Below are 17,317 nucleotides of genomic sequence, written 5' to 3'. Positions count from 1 at the left end.
GATAGGGTGGGAGCGTATTTCCGTTACGTGATGACCAGGAGCTGCCATGAGCGCTGCGACCCCCGCTGGAGGACCTACGTCGGCGGGCCGCTCCTGGCCCGGTGTCCTCGACGGACTCCTGACCGGCCGCGACCAGAGTGCTGAGGACACGGCCTGGGCGATGGACCGCATCCTGCGCGGTGAGGCCACCGACGCGCAGATCGCCGGCTTCGCCGTCGCGCTGCGCGCCAAGGGCGAGACCGTCGAGGAGATCACCGGGCTCGTCCGGACGATGTACGAGCACGCCAATCTGATCGAGGTCCCCGGCCCGTCCGTCGACATCGTCGGCACCGGCGGTGACGGCGCCAAGACCGTCAACATCTCCACCATGTCCGCGATCGTGGTGGCCGGCACGGGCGCCAAGGTCGTCAAGCACGGCAACCGGGCCGCCTCCAGCGCGAGCGGTGCCTCCGACGTCCTGGAGAAGCTGGGCGTCAACCTCGAACTGACCCCGAAGCGGGTCGCCGAGGTCGCGGAAGAGGCCGGGATCACCTTCTGCTTCGCCGTGAAGTTCCACCCGGCCCTGCGCCACGTGGCGGCGGCCCGCAAGGAGCTCGGCATCCGGACCACCTTCAACTTCCTCGGTCCGCTCACCAACCCGGCCCGCGTCAAGGCCCAGGCGACCGGTGTCGCCGACGCCCGGATGGCCCCGATCATGGCCGGCGTGCTCGCCGAGCGCGGCTCCTCCGCGCTGGTCTTCCGCGGGGACGACGGCCTGGACGAGCTGACGACCACGGCCACCTCGCGGGTCTGGGTGGTACGGGACGGCCAGGTGCGCGAGGAGGCCTTCGACCCGAGGGACGTCGGCATCGAGGTCGTCCCGGTGGAGGCGCTGCGCGGCGCCGACGCCTCGTACAACGCGGACGTGGCGCGCCGGCTGCTCGCGGGCGAGACCGGTCCCGTACGGGACGCGGTCCTGCTGAACTCGGCGGCGGCGCTCGTGGCGCTGCGCCCGGGGTCGGGCACCCTGGCGGAGCAGTTGCGCGAGGGGATCGCGCGGGCGGCGGAGTCGATCGACTCGGGGGCCGCGCGGAAGGCGCTGGAGCGCTGGGTGGCGGTGAGCAACGCGTAGCGGTCGGGCGCGCGGCAGAGGGGTTCGGGGTTGTCCGGGCCCCTTTTTCGCGCCCTTCGTGTCCCGGATCCCGGACACGGGTTGCGCCGGGGTGATCACGTGACATAACTTCTTGGCCAGGTCATGAGTGACAGCTACGAAGCCCCGGCTTGCTGTCCGGCAACCCTCCGTCCGTGGCGGGGTGCCCCGGGTGAAGACCAGGCCGTGGACAGCAAGGTCCGCGGCAAGCGCGGACCCCTGCGACACCCTGGGGTCCTGGTCCTCAAGGGAGCAGTCTCGTGAGCAAGCGAATGCGATAGGGCCTTCGGCCCCGTTTCTCCACCCTCCACACGCCATGCCGTGTGTCGAGGCAACACCCGTATGAGGCACCCCACTTCGCGCTGCCCTGCGGGCCCTTCGCTGCCCCAGTCCTGCCAGGGAGATACCGCCATGTCCGCGTACCCGAACGCCACCGCCACTGCCGCCACCGCCACGGACGCCGAATCCGCCGATCCCTGCTGTGCCGCTCCGCTCCCGGTGCTCGGGCGGGACGTCACCGTGCCGCTCGTGACCGGCGGTGAGGTCACGTACGCCGCGCTCGACTACGCCGCCAGCGCGCCGGCCCTGCAGCGGGTGTGGGACGACGTCTCCGCGTACGCCCCGTACTACGGCAGCGTCCACCGGGGCGCCGGGTACCTCTCGCAGCTCTCCACCGACCTGTTCGAGAACAGCCGCGTCACCGTCGCCGAGTTCCTCGACTGCCGCGCCGACGACCAGGTCGTCTTCACCCGCTCCACCACCGACTCGCTCAACCTGCTCGCTGCCGTGCTCCCCGCCGACTGCGAGGTCTTCGTCTTCGAGACCGAGCACCACGCCTCGCTCCTGCCGTGGCAGGACGCCCGGGTCACCTACCTCAACGCCCCCCGCACGCCCGCCCAGGCCGTCGAGACCCTGGAGCGCGCCCTCGCCGACCGCGACCCCTACGGCCCGGCCCTCGTCTGCGTGACCGGCGCGTCGAACGTCACCGGTGAGCTGTGGCCGGTCAAGGAGCTGGCCGCCGCCGCGCACGCGCACGGCGCCCGGATCGTCCTCGACGCCGCCCAGCTCGCGCCCCACCACCCCGTCTCCGTACGGGAGTTGGACGTGGACTGGGTCGCGTTCTCCGGGCACAAGCTGTACGCCCCGTTCGGTTCGGGCGTCCTCGCGGGCCGCTCCGACTGGCTCCAGGACGCCGAGCCGTACCTCGCCGGTGGCGGCGCCTCCAAGAAGGTCGCCCGCCGCGCCGACGGCGGGGTGGACGTCGAGTGGCACACCACGGCCGCCCGCCACGAGGCCGGTTCGCCGAACGTCATCGGCGTCTACTCCATCGCCTCCGCCTGCAAGGCGCTCACCGAGGCCGGTTTCGACCAGCTCGTCGCCCGCGAGCAGCACCTCGTCGACACCGTCCGCGCGGGCCTCGCCGAGGTGCCCGAGGTGAAGGTGCTCTCGCTCTTCGGCGACGACGCGCCGCGCGTCGGCGTCATCTCCTTCGTCGTCGAGGGGTGGAACAGCTCGCACTTCGCCGCCGCGCTCTCCGCCGAGTACGGCATCGGCGTCCGCGACGGCCTCTTCTGCGCCCACCCGCTCGTCCGCACCCTGCTCGGCAGCGACCCGCAGACCCAGGGCGAGTGCGGCGCGCCCGAGGCCGCGCCCGGCGAGAAGTCGCTCAACGCCATCCGGGTCAGCTTCGGCGCCGGTACGCCCGACGAGCACGTGGAGCGTTTCGTACGGGCCGTGAAGGAGCTGGTCCGGGACGGTGCGCAGTGGAAGTACCGCACCGAGGACGGCCGCTGCGTCCCGGACCGCGGCTGACACCTGGCCCTCAGGCCGCCAGGCGGGTGCCCACCAGGACCATCCGCAGGGTGCGCTCGGCCGCGTCGGCGAGGAACTCCGCGCCCCGGTCGAGCGCCTCGGGCAGCGCCATCGGGGCGGGCAGGATCGAGCCGTAGGCGTCCACCCCCACCGCCCGTACGTGGTGGGCGCCCTGGCCGAGGGTGCCCGCGAGGGCGAGGACGGGGACACCGTGGGCCTTGGCCCGGCGGGCCACCTCGGCGGGGATCTTGCCCCGCACGGTCTGTCCGTCCAGGGCGCCCTCGGCCGTGATGACCAGGTCGGCGCGGGCGAGCCGGGCGTCCAGGTCGATCCGGTCGAGCAGCACCTCGAACCGGGGCAGCAGCCGGGCCCCGAGCGCGGCGAGCCCGGCGCCGAGGCCGCCCGAGGCGCCCGTGCCCGGGGCGGTCCGCAGCTCGACCGGGCCCGGCAGGTCGCGGCCGAGGACGGCGGCCCACCGCTCCAGGGCCGCCGACAACTCCTCGACCTGCTCCGGGCTCGCGCCCTTCTGCGGGCCGAAGACCCGTGCCACGCCCCGCTCGCCGCACAGCACGTTGTACGGATTGCAGGCGACGAGGAGCTCCGTGGTGGCCAGCCGGGGGTCCAGGTCCGTTCCGTCGATCCGGTCGAGACGGGTCAACGCGCGTCCGCCTAGGGGGAGTTCGGCTCCCTCGGCGTCCAGGAGTCGGGCGCCGAGGGCCTGGAGCGCGCCCGCCCCGCCGTCCGAGGTGCCCGAGTCGCCGCAGCCGACCAGGACGCGGCGCGCCCCGGAGTCCAGCGCGGCCCGGATCAGCTCGCCGACCCCGAGGGTCGTCGTGGCGCCCGGGTCGCGCCGCCCGGGCGGCACCAGCGAGAGGCCCGCGACGGCCGCCATCTCGACCACCGCGGAGGAGCGGTCGAGGAGCGCGAAGTGGGTCCGGACGGGTGCGCCCAGCGGGCCGGTCGCGACCCGGGGCACGAGCCTTCCTCCGGTCGCGGCCGCCAGGGCCCGGGCCGTACCCTCACCGCCGTCGACCAGCGGGATCAGGTCGAGTACGGCATCAGGGCAGGCCCTGCGCACCCCCTCGGCGATGGCCTCGGCGGCCTCGGGCGCGGAGAGGGACTCCTTGAAACCGCTGGGGGCGACGGCGATACGGAAGGTCATGGCTGGGACTCCAGACTGACGGGCACGCCGAGCAGCGGCCAGACGAAGAGGGCGAAGCACAGCACCAGCGCGGCGCTGAGCGGGGCGAGCACGGCGGAGAGCCGCAGCAGATGGCCCGGGGTGAAGGTGGGGACGCCGTCCGGTGGTTCGGCGAAGAGCGCGACCGGTTTCGCGGAGGCGGGCAGGGTCTGGCAGAAGCCGGCCGCCGCCGTCGAGGCGAGCGCGGCGGCCACGGGGTTGACCCCGGCGGCGACCGCCGCCGCGATCACGAGCGGTACGAGGACGGAGGAGCGGGCGGAGCGTGACTGGAGCACCAGGTGCGCGGCCGTGCCGATCACCACGACCGCCGCGAGGAACACCCAGGCGGGTATCCCGTCCACGGGAAGACCGCCGACCAGCCAGCCCGCCGCGCCCGAGTCGACGAGCGCCACGCCCATCGCGGTGGTCGCCGCCATGAACAGGAGCATCGGCCAGGGCACGGACCCGAGCCCCTCCTTGAGCCGTACCGTCCCCAGCGCCGGCGAGGAGGCCACCACCGCGCCGATCAGCGCCACCACCGCGGGCGACACCCCGTGCAGCGGCTCCGAGCACCAGAGCGCGACCACCGTGCCGAGCAGCAGGAGGCAGCGGGTCTCCGCCGTGGTGAGCGGACCCGAGACGGCGGTGGGGGAGTGCTCCTGGAGCTGGGCGACCGTGATCCGCACCGGCTCGCGCCGGTCCGCGCGGCGGGTGGTCGTCCACAGCACGGTCTCCGCCGCCAGATGGGAGGAGACCACCGCGAGCGGCAGCCCGAGCACCAGCCACTCCACGAAACCGATCCGCTCGCCCGTCCGCTCCAGGAGGAGGCTCGCCGTGATGAGGTGCGCGCCCGCGCCGATCAGCGTGGCCACCGCCGAAAGCAGCACGACCGTCGGGAAGAGGAGCGCCAGCATCACCACGAGGCGGCGCCGCTCGGCGAGGACCTGGGCGAGCGCGAGGAAGACGGGCAGCGCGAGCGCCGCGCGGCCCGAGGTGGCGGGGACGGCGAAGGCGGTCACCACCAGGGCGGCGGTGGTCAGATGGACCAACTGCCGTACGGTACGGGCCCCGCTGACCAGGAAGGCGGCCGCCCGCCCGGCGAGCCCGGTCCGGGTCACGGCGGCGGCGAGGACGAACGCGCAGATCAGCAGCCAGATCGTCTCGTCGCCGAGGGTGCCGAACAGGGTGTCGGCGCTGATCACCCCGGTCGCGGTCAGTGCGAGCCCCGCGCCGAGGGCGACATAGGTGTCGTCGACGGGGGCGGCGATCCAGGCGCAGGTCGCGAGGGCGAAGACGGCCAGGGTGAGCCGGGCCTCGCCGCCGAGCCCCGGGGCGGTGCCGGGGACGGCGAGCAGGGCGCAGAGGCTCAGGGCCAGGCAGAGCCACACCGTCCGGCGGAGGGAGAGGTTCACGAGAACCACTCTCCGAGCGGGGGGTGAGCCGCCCATGAGCCCGCCATGAAGGAAGGTTCATGCACACCCTTCATGCGCACCCCATGCGCGCGCCACAGGCGCCCCGCCCGCTACGGCATGCGGTACCCCATGCCCCGTACCGTCTCCAGGCGTTCCGCCCCGAGCTTCTTGCGCAGCGCCCGGACGTACACATCCACGATGTTCGAGCCGGGGTCGAAGTCGTAACCCCAGACGTGGGAGAGGATCTGCTCCCGCGAGAGCACCTGGCCGGGATGGCGCAGGAAGAGTTCGAGCAGGACGAACTCGCGGGCCGTCAGATCCACCGTCCGCTCCCCGGACCGCGCCCGCCGGGTCCGCAGGTCCAGGCTCAGGTCCTCGCCGCCCCGCAGCACCGTCACCTCGGGGGTGCGGGCGGCGGTGCGCAGCCGCAGCCGGATCCGGGCCAGCAACTCCTCGAAGCGGAACGGCTTGGTCATCCAGTCGTCCGCGCCGCCCTCCAGGCCGGCCACCGTGTCCCGTACCGAATCACGGGCCGTCAACACGATGACGGGCAGCGTCACCCGGGCCTCGCGCAGCTCCCGCAGCACGGTGAAGCCGTCCCGGCCGGGCAGCCCGATGTCCAGGAGCATCAGGTCGAAACCGCCGGAGACCGCCCGCGCGAGGGCGGTGTCGCCGTCGGCGGCGACCGTGGTGGTGAAGCCGTTGGCGCGCAGCCCCTTCTCCACGAAGGACGCGATCCGGTCCTCGTCCTCGGCGATCAGAATGCGGTTCACGGCGACTCCTGGAGGACGAGGACGAAGGTGGCGCCGCCGCCCTCGGTCGGGCGCAGCTCGACGCGCCCGCCCCGATGGCCTTCGGCGATGGCCCGGACGATGGAGAGCCCGAGCCCGGCGCCGCCGGTCCGGGCGCCGCGGCGGGCGGTGCCGCGCCGGAACCGTTCGAAGATGATGTCGGCGTCCTGCTCCTGGACGCCCGGGCCGGCGTCGGCGACGTACAGCTCGATCCGGTCCTCGACCGCCCGCGAGCCGATCGCTATCCGCTGCCCGGCGACGGTGTGCTGGACCGCGTTCTGCGCGAGCTGCACCATGGCCTGGGTGATCCGCTGCGGGTCGAGGACGGCCGCCCGGTCGGCGACCCCGTCCAGGACCCAGTCCCGTTCGCCGAGGGCGCGCGCCTTCACGAAGACGTCGGCGGTCAGTTCGGCGAGCTGGACGGGTTCGGTGCGGACGAAGTCCGGCCGTTCGGCCTTGGCGAGGAGGAGCAGGTCCTCCACGATCCGGCTCATCCGGTCGAGCTCGTCGGTCACGAGCCGTACGGTCTCGCGCTGTTCGGCCGGGTCCTCGCCCATCAGCTCCAGATGGCCGCGCACGATGGTGATGGGCGTGCGCAGTTCGTGCCCTGCGTCGTCGACGAACTGGCGCTGCCCGGCGAACGCCTGTTCAAGCCGGTCCAGCATCGCGTTGAAGGTCTCGGCGAGCGAAGCGATGTCGTCCCGGCCCTGCACGGGGATCCGCTGGGTCAGATCGCGCTCGGTCAGCTCGGCGGCGGTCGCGCGTACCACTCGTACGGGTGCAAGGATGCGCCCCGCGACGGCCCAGCCGATCCCGGTCGTCATCAGCAGCGCCAGGCCCGATATCGCGAGCAGCGCGCGGAACGCCTCGTCGGCGACGGCCCGCTCGCGGTCCGCGTGGAAGGCGACCACGAAGGCCGCCCCGCGCGCGGCGTCGCTCCTGATCGGCACCTTCGCCCAGCGGACCTCGCCGCGAGCGCGGTCGAGCCGCCCCGAGGAGGCCCCGGAGGCGGCGATGGCGTCGAGCGAGGGGCGGTCGCGGTGCAGGGCGACGGAGGCGGGCAGCTCACGGGACTGCCGGATGACCCGGAGCCCCTGGCCCGGAGGGCCGACCAGGCCGAGGAGTTCCTCGTCCGGGTCGGAGTACTGGCGCTGCAGGAAGACCCGGAGCAGCGCGTCCGGGTCGGTGAACGGGCCGCCCGTCGCGGGGTCGACGCCCTGCGCCACGAAGTTGGCGAACTCGCCGGTCTCCTGGGTCAGGAGCTGGTTGATCCGGTGGTCCACGTCCCGCAGCAGGATCGAGCGGGTGGCCACGGCGACGGCGGCCAGGGCCGCGGCCATCACGAGCAGCAGCCAGAGCAGGATGCGGACACGGGCGGACACCCGGTGGTCAGCCCTCGTCACGGAGGTCGTCATCGTCGTCGCCGGTGGCCGAGGGCCCGGGAACCACGGCGTCGGACGGCGGCGAGGTCGAGGGCGTCCCGCCGGCAGTCGGTGTGGACGCACCGCTCGGCGTGGACGAACCGCTCGGTGTGGAGCTCAGTTCCACGGCCGGCGGCACCCGGGGAGCCTCCGGCTCGTCGGTCAGGGCGTAGCTCGTCGCCGCTATCCCGAGCGGGATGGCGACGACGGCCGCGAGCGTGGCCATGCGATGGGTGAAGGACATGCGATCAGGCTCGCGCGCGCGGGCGCGGATGAGGCCCCGATGAGGATTCCTTCATCTTCGAGGGCGCCTTCGCCGGGAGGGTCAGGACTCCAGGCCGATGGCGAAGGCCGCTTCCAGGTCGTGCTGCGAGTACGTACGGAACGCCACGTGCGTGTCCGTCGCCTCGACGCCCGGGATCTTGCTGATCCGGCCGGGGATGACGTCCGCCAGGTCGTCGTGCCGGGGCACGCGGACCATGGCGATCAGGTCGTACGTACCGGTCACCGAGAAGACCTCGCTGACGCTGTCGAGCGAGGCGATCGACTCCGCGATCTCGGGGATGCGGTCCACGCTGGTCTTGATGAGCACGATCGCGGTGATCACGGCTGGCTTTCTCCCTCGGTCGCCGCGGCTGGGGGTTTCACTGTATCCCCACCCCGGTAGCGGCCCCAGGCGTAGAGGAAGCCGACGGCGAAGCCCACCACATGGGCCAGATACGCCACGCCCGGGCCCGCGCCCGCCGCGCGGGCCGCGAGCCACTGCAGCACGAACCAGAAGACCAGCACGATCCAGGCGGGGAAGCGCAGCGGAAGGAAGAGCAGGAAGGGGAAGAGGCTGGTCACCCGGGCGCGGGGGAAGAGGAACAGGAACGCGCCGAGCACCCCCGAGATCGCCCCCGAGGCCCCCACAAGGGTCTGCTCGCTGCTCGCGTGCGCCGCCGCGTAGCCGAGCAGCGCCAGATAGCCGCAGCTCAGGTAGAAGAGGCCGAACGCGAGCGGGCCCATCCGGTCCTCGGTCATCGCGCCGAAGACGTAGAGGAAGAGCATGTTCCCCAGCAGGTGCAGCCAGCTGCCGTGGACGAAGAGGGCGGTCAGCGGGGTGAGCAGGGTGCGCGGCGGCCCGCCGCCCATCAGCTCCGCCGGTACGACGCCCCAGTCGTGGAAGTACGCGCTCTGCGCCGCGAGGACCGCGTCCCCGGTCCCGTACACCGGATTGAGCCCCGACACCGGGCCGATCAGGAACACCACGCAGCAGGCGGCGATCAGGGCGTACGTCACCGAGGGCCCGGTCCGGGCGCCCCGCCAGGTGTCGAGGGCCGTCCGCCGCCAGTCGATCCGCCGCCAATCGATCATGGACAGATCATGGCGTAACGGTGCCGACCTGGACAGAGTGCCTCGCCGCGACACGGGGTACCCTCCCCCAAGCTCAGCTGCGCGTGAGCAGGGGGGACCCCCATGCCCGTAGGGTTAAGCGTTGTACCTCCGCAGTTCGACGGCGCACCGCGGCACCCGCACCCGCATCACGCAATGAAAGAGGACGGCACGATGACGACGGTTCCCCTGCCGACCGCCGAGACCCGCTGGCGCTGCACCCTCTGCGGCAACCTCACCCGGTTCGATGTGACCCGCTCTTCCAAGGTCGTCGAGTACGTCCATCTGGATCTCGCGGGAGAGCCGAAGGTGGAGGAGCGCGAGGTGGTCAGTGAGACCATCGAGTCGGTCCGCTGCCGCTGGTGCAACGCGGTGGACCAGATCGAACTGGTGGACAGGCCCGGCAGCGCCTCCTGACGGAGCGGTGCGAATGACAATGGGGTGACGGATCGTGGAGCAGCCCGCGCACGGTGGAGAGCCGGCCGGCGCGGCAGGTGACGCTGCCGAGGCGCTCGACCGCCCGCTGCCTGACGGCGTACGGCGCAGGGTCGTCGCGCTGGTCTCGGACGCCTTCGGCGGGCTGACCGTCGCCGAACTTCCGGCACCCCTGCGGCAGTACGCCCGCTTCACCGCGAGCCGGCGGGCCAAGTTCGCCGGCAACGCCATGGCCGCCGCCCTGGAGAGCGATCCGCTCTTCCGGCAGCGGATCGGCGAGCGCTTCAAGGAGGCGCAGCCCGAGCTGGCCGGGGCCGTCGAGACCGGCGCCCCGCCGGCCGCCGCCGACCCCGTCGACGTCGCCGCGGCCGCCTACGTGCTGCGCCCGACCGGCTGGGTCAAGCTCGTCGCCGCCGCCGGTGAGGAGGCCCAGCGGGCCGACGCCGAGCGGGCCGACGAGGCCGGCCGGCGCGAGCTGGAGCGGCTGCGCGAGGAGGTCGCCTCCGCCAAGGACCGCGGCCGCGCGGAGACCGAGCAGCTGCGCCACGATCTGGAGGCGGCCCGCAGGGAAGCCGAATCGCTTCACCGCAAGCTGCGCAGCGCCCAGAGCGATGTGAAGCGCGGCGAGGCCGCCCTGCGCAGGATCGGCGTCGAGATCGACACGGTCAGGTCGGAGGCGGCGGCGCAGGTGTCGGCCGCCGAGAGCGAGACCCGCCGGCTCAAGGCCCGGCTCGGTGAGGTCGAGGCCGCCCTGGAGGCCAGCCGCCGGGCCGCCCGCGAGGGGCGCTCGGTGGAGGACATGCGGCTGCGGCTGCTGCTCGACACGGTGCTCGACGCCGCCCAGGGGCTCCGGCGCGAACTGGCCCTGCCGCCCGTCTCCGTGCACCCCGCCGACACCGTCGACGCGGTGGAGCCCGGCCGGATGTCCCCGAAGGACATCGCGGCCCGCGCGCTCTCCGAGACCGACCCGGCGCTCCTGGACCAGCTGCTCGCGCTGCCACAGACGCATCTGGTCGTGGACGGCTACAACGTCACCAAGACCGGCTACCCGACGATGCCGCTGGAGAAGCAGCGGCTGCGGCTGCTCGGCGGGCTCTCCGCGCTCGCGGCCCGCTCGGGCGCCGAGGTCACCTGTGTCTTCGACGGGGCCGAGCTGGCCGCCCCGGTCCTCCTCGCGCCGCCGCGCGGGGTGCGGGTGCTGTTCTCCAAGCCGGGTGTCACGGCCGACGAGTTGATCCGCCAGCTGGTCCGCGCCGAGCCTCCGGGCCGCCCGGTCGTGGTCGTCTCCACCGACCGCGAGGTGGCCGACGGGGTCGCCAAGGCCGGTGCGCGGCCGGTCGCGTCCGCCTTGTTGCTGAAGCGGCTTTCGCGCATGTCGTGAAGGATCGTAAGTCCTGGGCGTAATGCCCGAATTCTGGAGGGCGCAGGGTCAAGTGCCCATTACCGCCCGTGTGGTGCGTGTAAATAATGTGCCCTGTGAGCGAGATTTTGCCCATGAGGATTTGAACTGATCACAAGATGGTCACTAGGGTCGGGCCTCGAACCTTCGCGCGGTTGATCATCCATCCGGGATGTCAGCGGAGGAACCGCCTGACGCAGTTCGGTTGGGCGGCTCGAGGAAGAGGAGCTCGCCTTCGTGGCGTCCCACCGTCGACCCAAGCAGCCGAGCCGCACCCGTGTGACCGTGCTCGGCGTCACCGCCGCCGCTGCCGTTGCGCTCACCGCCCAGACCGGCGCCCAGGCGGCTCCCAAGCCGAAGATCGACGATGTGAAGTCGAAGGTCGACAAGCTCAACCACGAGGCCGAAGAGGCCACGGAGCAGTACAACCTGGCCGACGAGCGGCGCGGCAAGCTCCAGGGCGAGATCAGCACCCTCCAGGACAAGGTGGCCCGCGGCCAGCAGGAGCTCAACACCCTGCGCAACAGCATCGGTTCGGTCGCCTCCGCGCAGTACCGCTCCGGTGGCATCGACCCGGCGCTCCAGCTCTTCCTCTCCGCCGACCCGGACACCTACCTCGACAAGGCGTCCGCGATCGACCAGCTCGGCGCCAAGCAGGCCGACGTGCTCCAGTCGATCCAGTCCAAGCAGCGCACGCTCGCCCAGCAGCGCGCCGAGGCGACGACGAAGCTCGCCGACCTCGAGGACGTCCGCAAGACCCTCGGTGACAAGAAGAAGAGCTACCAGGGCAAGCTGGCCGAGGCCCGCAAGCTGCTCAACACCCTCACCGCCGCCGAGCGCGCCAAGATGCAGCAGGACGAGCAGCGCGCCAGCCGCGCCGCCGGCGAGCGCGTCGACCTCGGCAACGAGGCCCCGGCCTCCCGGCTCGGCGCGGCCGCGCTCTCCGCCGCCGCCACGCAGCTCGGCAAGCCGTACGTCTCCGGCGCCGAGGGCCCCAACGCGTACGACTGCTCCGGTCTGACGCAGTGGGCCTACCGCCAGGCCGGCGCCACGCTCACCCGCACCACCTACACCCAGCAGAACGACGGCGTGAAGATCGGCCGCAGCGCGCTCAAGCCGGGCGACCTGGTCTTCTTCAACGGCCTTTCGCACGTGGGCCTGTACGCGGGCAACGGGCAGATCCTGCACGCCCCGAAGCCGGGCGCCGTGGTCCGCTACGAGTCCATGAGCTACATGGGCACCTTCCAGTTCGGCGTGCGCATCTGACGCGCCCGACTCCCGCGACCTGACGCCCAATCGGGTGGATTGTCGCCTCCCTCGCTGACGTGACGCCCCGCCGGTGACCTTGTGGTCTCCGGTGGGGCGTCACTTTGCGTGCCCGAGAGCTTCGTTGGACGGAGAGTGATCACCGGCTACTGTCTGCCGCGCCAGCCCGGGCAACACCGAACGGAGCGCGATACGTGGCGTCCCACCGACGACCCGCCAGGGTCACCGTCCTGACCGCCGCCGCGGCCACCGCCGCCACGGCCTTCGGCGCCGTCCCCGCGAGCGCCGACCCGGTCGGCACCCCGGCGTCGACGCGCGCCACGGTCGACCGGCTCTTCGAGGAGGCCGAACAGGCCACCGAGGGCTACAACAAGGCCGACGAGCGGGCGGACGGGCTGCGCAGGACGGTCGCCCAGGCGCGGGACAGCGTGGCGCGCGGCCAGGAGCGCGTCAACCGCATGCGGGACGCGCTCGGTTCGGTCGCCGGCGCCCAGTACCGCTCCGGCGGCATCGACCCGGCCATCGCCCTGCTGCTCTCCGCCGACCCCGACTCGTACCTCGAACGGGCCTCCGTCCTCGACCGGGTGGCCGTGCGGCAGGGCCTGGAGCTCGGCCGGCTCAAGGACGAGCAGCGCCGGCTGAACCAGGAACGGACCGAGGCGACCCGGCTCCTCGCCGAACTGGAGCTCAGCCGCACCCAGGTCGCCCAGCACAAGCGCACCGTCGAGCGGAAGCTCGCCGAGGCCCGCAGGCTGCTGCAGTCGCTGACCGCCGAGGAACGCGAGGACTTCGAGGGCCGGGCCTCCCGCTCGGGCCGCGACGGACTCGGGGAGCTGCCGCCGCTCGCCGACCTCGGCCCGGCCTCCTCGCGGGCCGCCGCCGCGGTGATCGCCGCCCGCAGCGCCATCGGCAAGCCGTACGTGTGGGGCGCGACCGGTCCCTCCGGCTTCGACTGCTCGGGCCTGATGGTCTGGTCGTACCGGCAGGCCGGGATCAGCCTGCCCCGGACCTCGCAGGCGCAGCGGCACGCCGGCCGGCAGGTCCCGCTCTCCCAGGCGCAGCCGGGCGACCTCGTGACGTACCGCGGCGACGCCAGCCACGTCGGGATCTACGCGGGCAACGGCCAGGTGATCCACGCCCCCTATCCCGGGGCCCGGGTGCGCTACGACCCCGTGGTGATGATGTCCCACGTGACGGTGACGCGGGTCTGACCGGACACCTGTCCGCCCGCCTGCCCGTACGATCGGGAGCGTGGCAGGTCAGGGGCGTGGTGCGAGGCGGAGGGCGGCGGCCTGTCTGCTGACCGCGCTGCTCGTCCTCGCCGGCTGCGCGGCCCCCGAGCCGGCCGACCCCGCGCCCCAGGAGATCGGCGCGCTCCTCGACCGGCACGCGCGGGCGCTGCTCGCCCGCGACGAGGCGGCCTACGCCGTGGCGCTCGACCCCGCGTACGCGCCCGCCGCGATCGCGGAGTTCGACCGGCTCGCCGAGGTGCCGCTCGCCTCCTGGGACTACCGGCTCAAGGCCGTCGAGCGGCAGGGTGGGGACCGGGAGGGCGGCGGCCGGGCCACGGCCCGCGCCGAGCTGAGCTACCGGATCGACGGCTACGACTCCGGGCCCGTCACCACCGAACGCGTCCTGGACCTGACCGAGCGGGACGGCCGCTGGTACGTGACCGGCGACCGCCCCGCCGAGGGCGCCACCCAGCAGCTCTGGCAGCAGGGCGACGTGGAGACGGTACGAGGCAGGCGCAGCCTCGTCCTCGGCGTCGGGCAGTCGGAGGAGCGCCTGAAGACGATCGCGGCGTACGCGGACCGGGCGGTGCCCGCGGTCTCGGCGGCCTGGCCCGAGGACTGGGCCCGCCGCGTGGTGGTCATCGTCCCGGCCACCCTGGACGGCATGGGCGGGCTCCTGGGGGCCCCGGCGGCCTCGTACCGGGGGATAGCGGCGGTCACGACCGGGGAGGTCGGCGGCGGCCCGGACGCGCCCGCGGACCGGGTGATCGTCAACCCCGAGGCGTACGGCGTGCTCGGGGAGTTCGGGCAGCAGGTGGTCCTCACCCACGAGACCACCCACGTGGCCACCCGCGCCGCGACCTCCGCCGCCACCCCGGTCTGGCTCTCCGAGGGCTTCGCCGACTGGGTGGCGTACCGCGAGACGGGCCGCACGGCCGCGCAGGCGGCCCCGGAGCTGCGCCGCGCGGTCCGGGCGGGCGACCTGCCGGCGGCCCTCCCGGACGACAAGGCGTTCTCCTTCGGGGGCGACGCGGACGCCCTGGCCCGCGCCTACGAAGGCGGCTGGCTGGCGTGCGCGATGATCGCGGAGCGCTGGGGCGAGCCGGAACTCCGGGCCTTCTACCGCGCGGTGGGCACCCACCCGCAGCGCGATGGCGCGGTGGAGAAGGCGCTCGCCGAGGTCCTCGGCACCACCCCGGTGGAGTTCACCGACGACTGGCGGCAGTATCTGCGGCAGCGGCTGGCGTAGTCGTCCGCCGAGGCTCCCGCTGCGCGGGGATCGACGGGCGGGCGAGGCCCGGCTCGGTCACCGTCTGCCGCCACAGGACGCGGCAGGCCGCGACCGACGCGACGACCAGCAGCCCGTTCCGTACGAGCAGCAGCGCGACGCCCAGCGGATCGCTGTCGGTGACGTGCGAGAACCAGATCGGGAACTCCAGCTGCGTCACCGCCGTCGCCCACAGCACCAGGTGCGCGGGCCGGCGCATCCGGCTCGCCCGGTGGACCATGCACACGGCGGCCAGGCCCACCAGCCAGATCATGTACTGGGGGCTTATCACCCGGCTCGTCGTGGTGAAGAGCAGTACCGCCACGAACGCCGCGTCCGCCGTCGTCGACGTCGCGAACGCCCGGGCCCGGATCCGCCACAGCAGGAGCCAGCCGAACGCGGCGAAGGTCAGGGCCATGGCCGCGGTGGAGACCGAGGAGACGTACGGGCCGAGGAACTCGATCGAGCCGAAGTTCATCCGCACCTCGCCCTCCCAGCCGAAGTGCCGGGCCACGTGGAAGACGAGCGCGCCGAGCGACTCGACCTCCGTGCCCCGGTCCCGCTGGAAGTTCAGGAACGCCAGAGCCCCGGGCGCCGCCAGCACGCACAGCAGGAGCAGCCCCGCCGCGGCGCCCGCCGCCGCGGGCCACGAGCGGAACGTGGCGCGGCCGCGCGGGGTGCCCGCGAGCAGCAGCGCCGGCCAGACCTTCAGCATCGCCCCGAAGCCCGCGAGAGCCCCGAGCGCGCCCGGCCGCCGAGCCCCGGCGAGCAGCGCGGCCACCGCGACGGCGGTGACCATCAGGTCGTACCGGGCGTACGCGGTCGGGCCGAGCAGCGGCACGCCCGCGATCCAGATCCACGCCCCGCGCGGGCTGCGGCCCTGCCGCCGACCCGTGTACCGCAGCAGCCCGTAGACGAGCGCGTCGCAGAGGAAGGCGAGGACGAAGAAGGCGGCGGCGTAGTCCAGGAACGGCAGCAGCGCGGGGGAGAGGATCGCCACGGCGGCGAGCGGCGGGTACTGCCAGGTCACGTCGTCCAGCGGGTACGTGCCCGTCCTCAGGACCTCGAACCAGCCCCGGTAGATCTGGTCGATGTCGCTGGTGACGTCCGGCCCGGGGACCCTGAGGACCTTGAAGACGCACAGGAGCAGGACGATCCGGGTGACCGCCCAGACCAGATCGGGGTTCCTTTTCGCGCGCTCGGCAGCCGTACCCAGTACGCCCGTCATTCCTGACTCGTCCAATCCGTCGGTCGGTCTGTTCGGTCCGCGCGGGCGGAGGGGTGGTGTTGCCGGGCGGGGGGTGCCGTCACGTACATTCGGCGACGATGCACAAGACCCTGATCGTAACCAACGACTTCCCGCCCCGACCCGGTGGAATCCAGGCCTTCCTGCACAACATGGCGCTGCGCCTGGATCCCGAGCGGGTCGTGGTCTACGCCTCCACCTGGAAGCGAAGCCGCGAGGGGATCGAGGCGACCGCCGCGTTCGACGTCGAACAGCCTTTCACGGTCGTGCGGGACCGCACCACCATGCTGCTGCCCACGCCCCGGGTCACCGCCCGGGCCACCGCGCTGCTGCGCGAGCACGGCTGCGAGTCGGTCTGGTTCGGGGCGGCCGCGCCCCTCGGCCTGATGGGCCCCGCGCTGCGCAGGGCGGGCGCGCGACGGCTCGTCGCGACGACGCACGGCCACGAGGCGGGCTGGGCGCAGCTGCCAGGCGCGCGGCAGCTGCTGCGCCGGATCGGCGAGGGCACGGACACGCTCACGTACCTCGGCGAGTACACGCGCTCGCGGATCGCCGGCGCGCTGACCCCGGCCGCCGCGGGGCGGATGGTCCAGCTGCCGCCGGGCGTCGACGAGAAGACCTTCCACCCGGGCTCGGGCGGCGACGCGGTACGGGAACGGCTCGGGCTCAGCGACCGCCCCGTGGTCGTGTGCGTCTCCCGGCTCGTCCCGCGCAAGGGCCAGGACACGCTGATCAGGGCCCTGCCGGAGATCCTGCGCCGGGTGCCGGACACGGTGCTCCTGATCGTCGGGGGCGGCCCGTACGAGAACGACCTGCGGCGGCTCGCCGCGGAGACCGGCGTGGCCGATTCCGTACGGTTCACGGGGGCCGTGCCGTGGGCGGAGCTCCCGGCCCACTACGGCGCCGGTGACGTCTTCGCGATGCCCTGCCGCACCCGCAGGGGCGGCCTGGACGTCGAGGGCCTCGGCATCGTCTACCTGGAGGCCTCGGCCACCGGGCTCCCGGTCGTCGCGGGCGACTCGGGCGGCGCGCCCGACGCGGTCCTGGACGGCGAGACGGGGTGGGTGGTGCGCGGCGACGCCCCCGAGGAGTCGGCCGACCGCATCGCGACCCTCCTCCTCGACCCGGAGCTGCGCCGGCGCATGGGCGCCCGGGGCCGCGAGTGGGTCGAGGACCGCTGGCGCTGGGACCTCCTGGCGGAGAGGTTGAAGGAACTGCTGTAGACGACGAGACGAGTCGGGGGCCCCCACCCCACACACGCGGGGGGGCCCCCACCCCGCCGGGGGGGGGGGGCACGGCCGGTAGAAAGGCAACAAAAAGAGACCCCAATACGGAGCCCCCCCCAGACGCGAA

At 73.4% G+C, this 17,317-nt stretch carries 16 protein-coding genes and 1 riboswitch; of the genes, 8 read left to right on the top strand and 8 right to left on the bottom strand.

Annotated features, from left to right (window positions below; all coding sequences use genetic code 11):
- Nucleotides 1-46 precede the first annotated feature (46 nt).
- Nucleotides 47-1,111, top strand: coding sequence for an anthranilate phosphoribosyltransferase (trpD, locus tag ACFWRO_RS27715; protein WP_384514323.1), 1,065 nt, complete (start codon nucleotides 47-49; stop codon nucleotides 1,109-1,111).
- 119 nt (nucleotides 1,112-1,230) lie between these two features.
- Nucleotides 1,231-1,347: riboswitch (SAM riboswitch) on the top strand.
- A 193-nt stretch (nucleotides 1,348-1,540) separates the two neighbouring features.
- Nucleotides 1,541-2,941 (top strand): aminotransferase class V-fold PLP-dependent enzyme, encoded by a 1,401-nt coding sequence (locus ACFWRO_RS27710; RefSeq protein ID WP_384514321.1) that lies wholly within the window; start codon nucleotides 1,541-1,543, stop codon nucleotides 2,939-2,941.
- A 10-nt stretch (nucleotides 2,942-2,951) separates the two neighbouring features.
- On the opposite strand, the gene ACFWRO_RS27705 is transcribed toward ACFWRO_RS27710, so the two are convergent.
- The 7 genes from ACFWRO_RS27705 to ACFWRO_RS27675 form a co-directional block, all read right to left on the bottom strand.
- Complete coding sequence (locus tag ACFWRO_RS27705) at nucleotides 2,952-4,103, bottom strand: glycerate kinase (RefSeq protein ID WP_384514318.1); 1,152 nt, start codon at nucleotides 4,101-4,103, stop codon at nucleotides 2,952-2,954.
- The gene (locus ACFWRO_RS27700; RefSeq protein WP_384514315.1) at nucleotides 4,100-5,533 is read right to left on the bottom strand and encodes an SLC13 family permease; all 1,434 of its coding nucleotides are present in this window, start codon (nucleotides 5,531-5,533) and stop codon (nucleotides 4,100-4,102) included. The genes ACFWRO_RS27705 and ACFWRO_RS27700 overlap by 4 nt, the downstream gene beginning before the upstream one ends.
- A 110-nt stretch (nucleotides 5,534-5,643) precedes the next feature.
- The gene (locus ACFWRO_RS27695; protein WP_362013397.1) at nucleotides 5,644-6,306 is read right to left on the bottom strand and encodes a response regulator transcription factor; all 663 of its coding nucleotides are present in this window, start codon (nucleotides 6,304-6,306) and stop codon (nucleotides 5,644-5,646) included.
- A complete protein-coding gene (locus tag ACFWRO_RS27690; protein WP_384514312.1) occupies nucleotides 6,303-7,739 on the bottom strand; it encodes a sensor histidine kinase in 1,437 nt (478 codons plus the stop codon). The genes ACFWRO_RS27695 and ACFWRO_RS27690 overlap by 4 nt, the downstream gene beginning before the upstream one ends.
- Complete coding sequence (locus tag ACFWRO_RS27685) at nucleotides 7,714-7,989, bottom strand: small hydrophilic protein (protein ID WP_384514310.1); 276 nt, start codon at nucleotides 7,987-7,989, stop codon at nucleotides 7,714-7,716. Before ACFWRO_RS27685 ends, ACFWRO_RS27690 begins: the two co-directional genes overlap by 26 nt.
- Nucleotides 7,990-8,070: 81 nt before the next feature.
- Nucleotides 8,071-8,352, bottom strand: coding sequence for an Lrp/AsnC ligand binding domain-containing protein (locus ACFWRO_RS27680; RefSeq protein ID WP_362013392.1), 282 nt, complete (start codon nucleotides 8,350-8,352; stop codon nucleotides 8,071-8,073).
- On the bottom strand, nucleotides 8,349-9,101 hold the full coding sequence (locus tag ACFWRO_RS27675; RefSeq protein WP_384514308.1) for a rhomboid family intramembrane serine protease: 753 nt from the start codon (nucleotides 9,099-9,101) through the stop codon (nucleotides 8,349-8,351). The genes ACFWRO_RS27680 and ACFWRO_RS27675 overlap by 4 nt, the downstream gene beginning before the upstream one ends.
- Before the next feature lie 192 nt (nucleotides 9,102-9,293).
- Between ACFWRO_RS27675 and ACFWRO_RS27670 the strand changes: the two genes are divergently transcribed.
- From ACFWRO_RS27670 to ACFWRO_RS27650, 5 genes are all read left to right on the top strand, one after another.
- Entirely contained in the window at nucleotides 9,294-9,536 is a 243-nt protein-coding gene (locus ACFWRO_RS27670) for a hypothetical protein (RefSeq protein ID WP_362013389.1), read from the top strand.
- A gap of 34 nt (nucleotides 9,537-9,570) precedes the next feature.
- Nucleotides 9,571-10,935: an NYN domain-containing protein gene (locus tag ACFWRO_RS27665; protein WP_384514306.1), complete on the top strand. Its 1,365-nt coding sequence runs from the start codon at nucleotides 9,571-9,573 to the stop codon at nucleotides 10,933-10,935.
- 255 nt (nucleotides 10,936-11,190) lie between these two features.
- A complete protein-coding gene (locus ACFWRO_RS27660; protein WP_384514304.1) occupies nucleotides 11,191-12,219 on the top strand; it encodes an NlpC/P60 family protein in 1,029 nt (342 codons plus the stop codon).
- A 194-nt stretch (nucleotides 12,220-12,413) separates the two neighbouring features.
- Nucleotides 12,414-13,430, top strand: a complete 1,017-nt coding sequence (locus tag ACFWRO_RS27655; protein WP_384514303.1) for an NlpC/P60 family protein — start codon at nucleotides 12,414-12,416, stop codon at nucleotides 13,428-13,430.
- A 40-nt stretch (nucleotides 13,431-13,470) separates the two neighbouring features.
- Nucleotides 13,471-14,700 carry a hypothetical protein gene (locus ACFWRO_RS27650; RefSeq protein ID WP_384514302.1) on the top strand — a complete coding sequence of 410 codons (1,230 nt, stop codon included), beginning with the start codon at nucleotides 13,471-13,473 and terminating at the stop codon, nucleotides 14,698-14,700.
- On the opposite strand, the gene ACFWRO_RS27645 is transcribed toward ACFWRO_RS27650, so the two are convergent.
- Complete coding sequence (locus tag ACFWRO_RS27645; protein ID WP_384514300.1) at nucleotides 14,657-15,946, bottom strand: glycosyltransferase 87 family protein; 1,290 nt, start codon at nucleotides 15,944-15,946, stop codon at nucleotides 14,657-14,659. The genes ACFWRO_RS27650 and ACFWRO_RS27645 overlap by 44 nt on opposite strands.
- A 98-nt stretch (nucleotides 15,947-16,044) precedes the next feature.
- On the opposite strand from ACFWRO_RS27645, the gene ACFWRO_RS27640 reads away from it, so the two are divergent.
- The gene (locus ACFWRO_RS27640; RefSeq protein WP_384514298.1) at nucleotides 16,045-17,187 is read left to right on the top strand and encodes a glycosyltransferase family 4 protein; all 1,143 of its coding nucleotides are present in this window, start codon (nucleotides 16,045-16,047) and stop codon (nucleotides 17,185-17,187) included.
- The last annotated feature ends 130 nt before the right edge of the window (nucleotides 17,188-17,317 follow it).

Origin of the sequence: Streptomyces sp. NPDC058579, from assembly GCF_042718575.1 — a bacterium.
In the GTDB taxonomy this organism is placed as follows: domain Bacteria; phylum Actinomycetota; class Actinomycetes; order Streptomycetales; family Streptomycetaceae; genus Streptomyces.
This window is presented reverse-complemented; position numbering and strand designations above follow the sequence as displayed.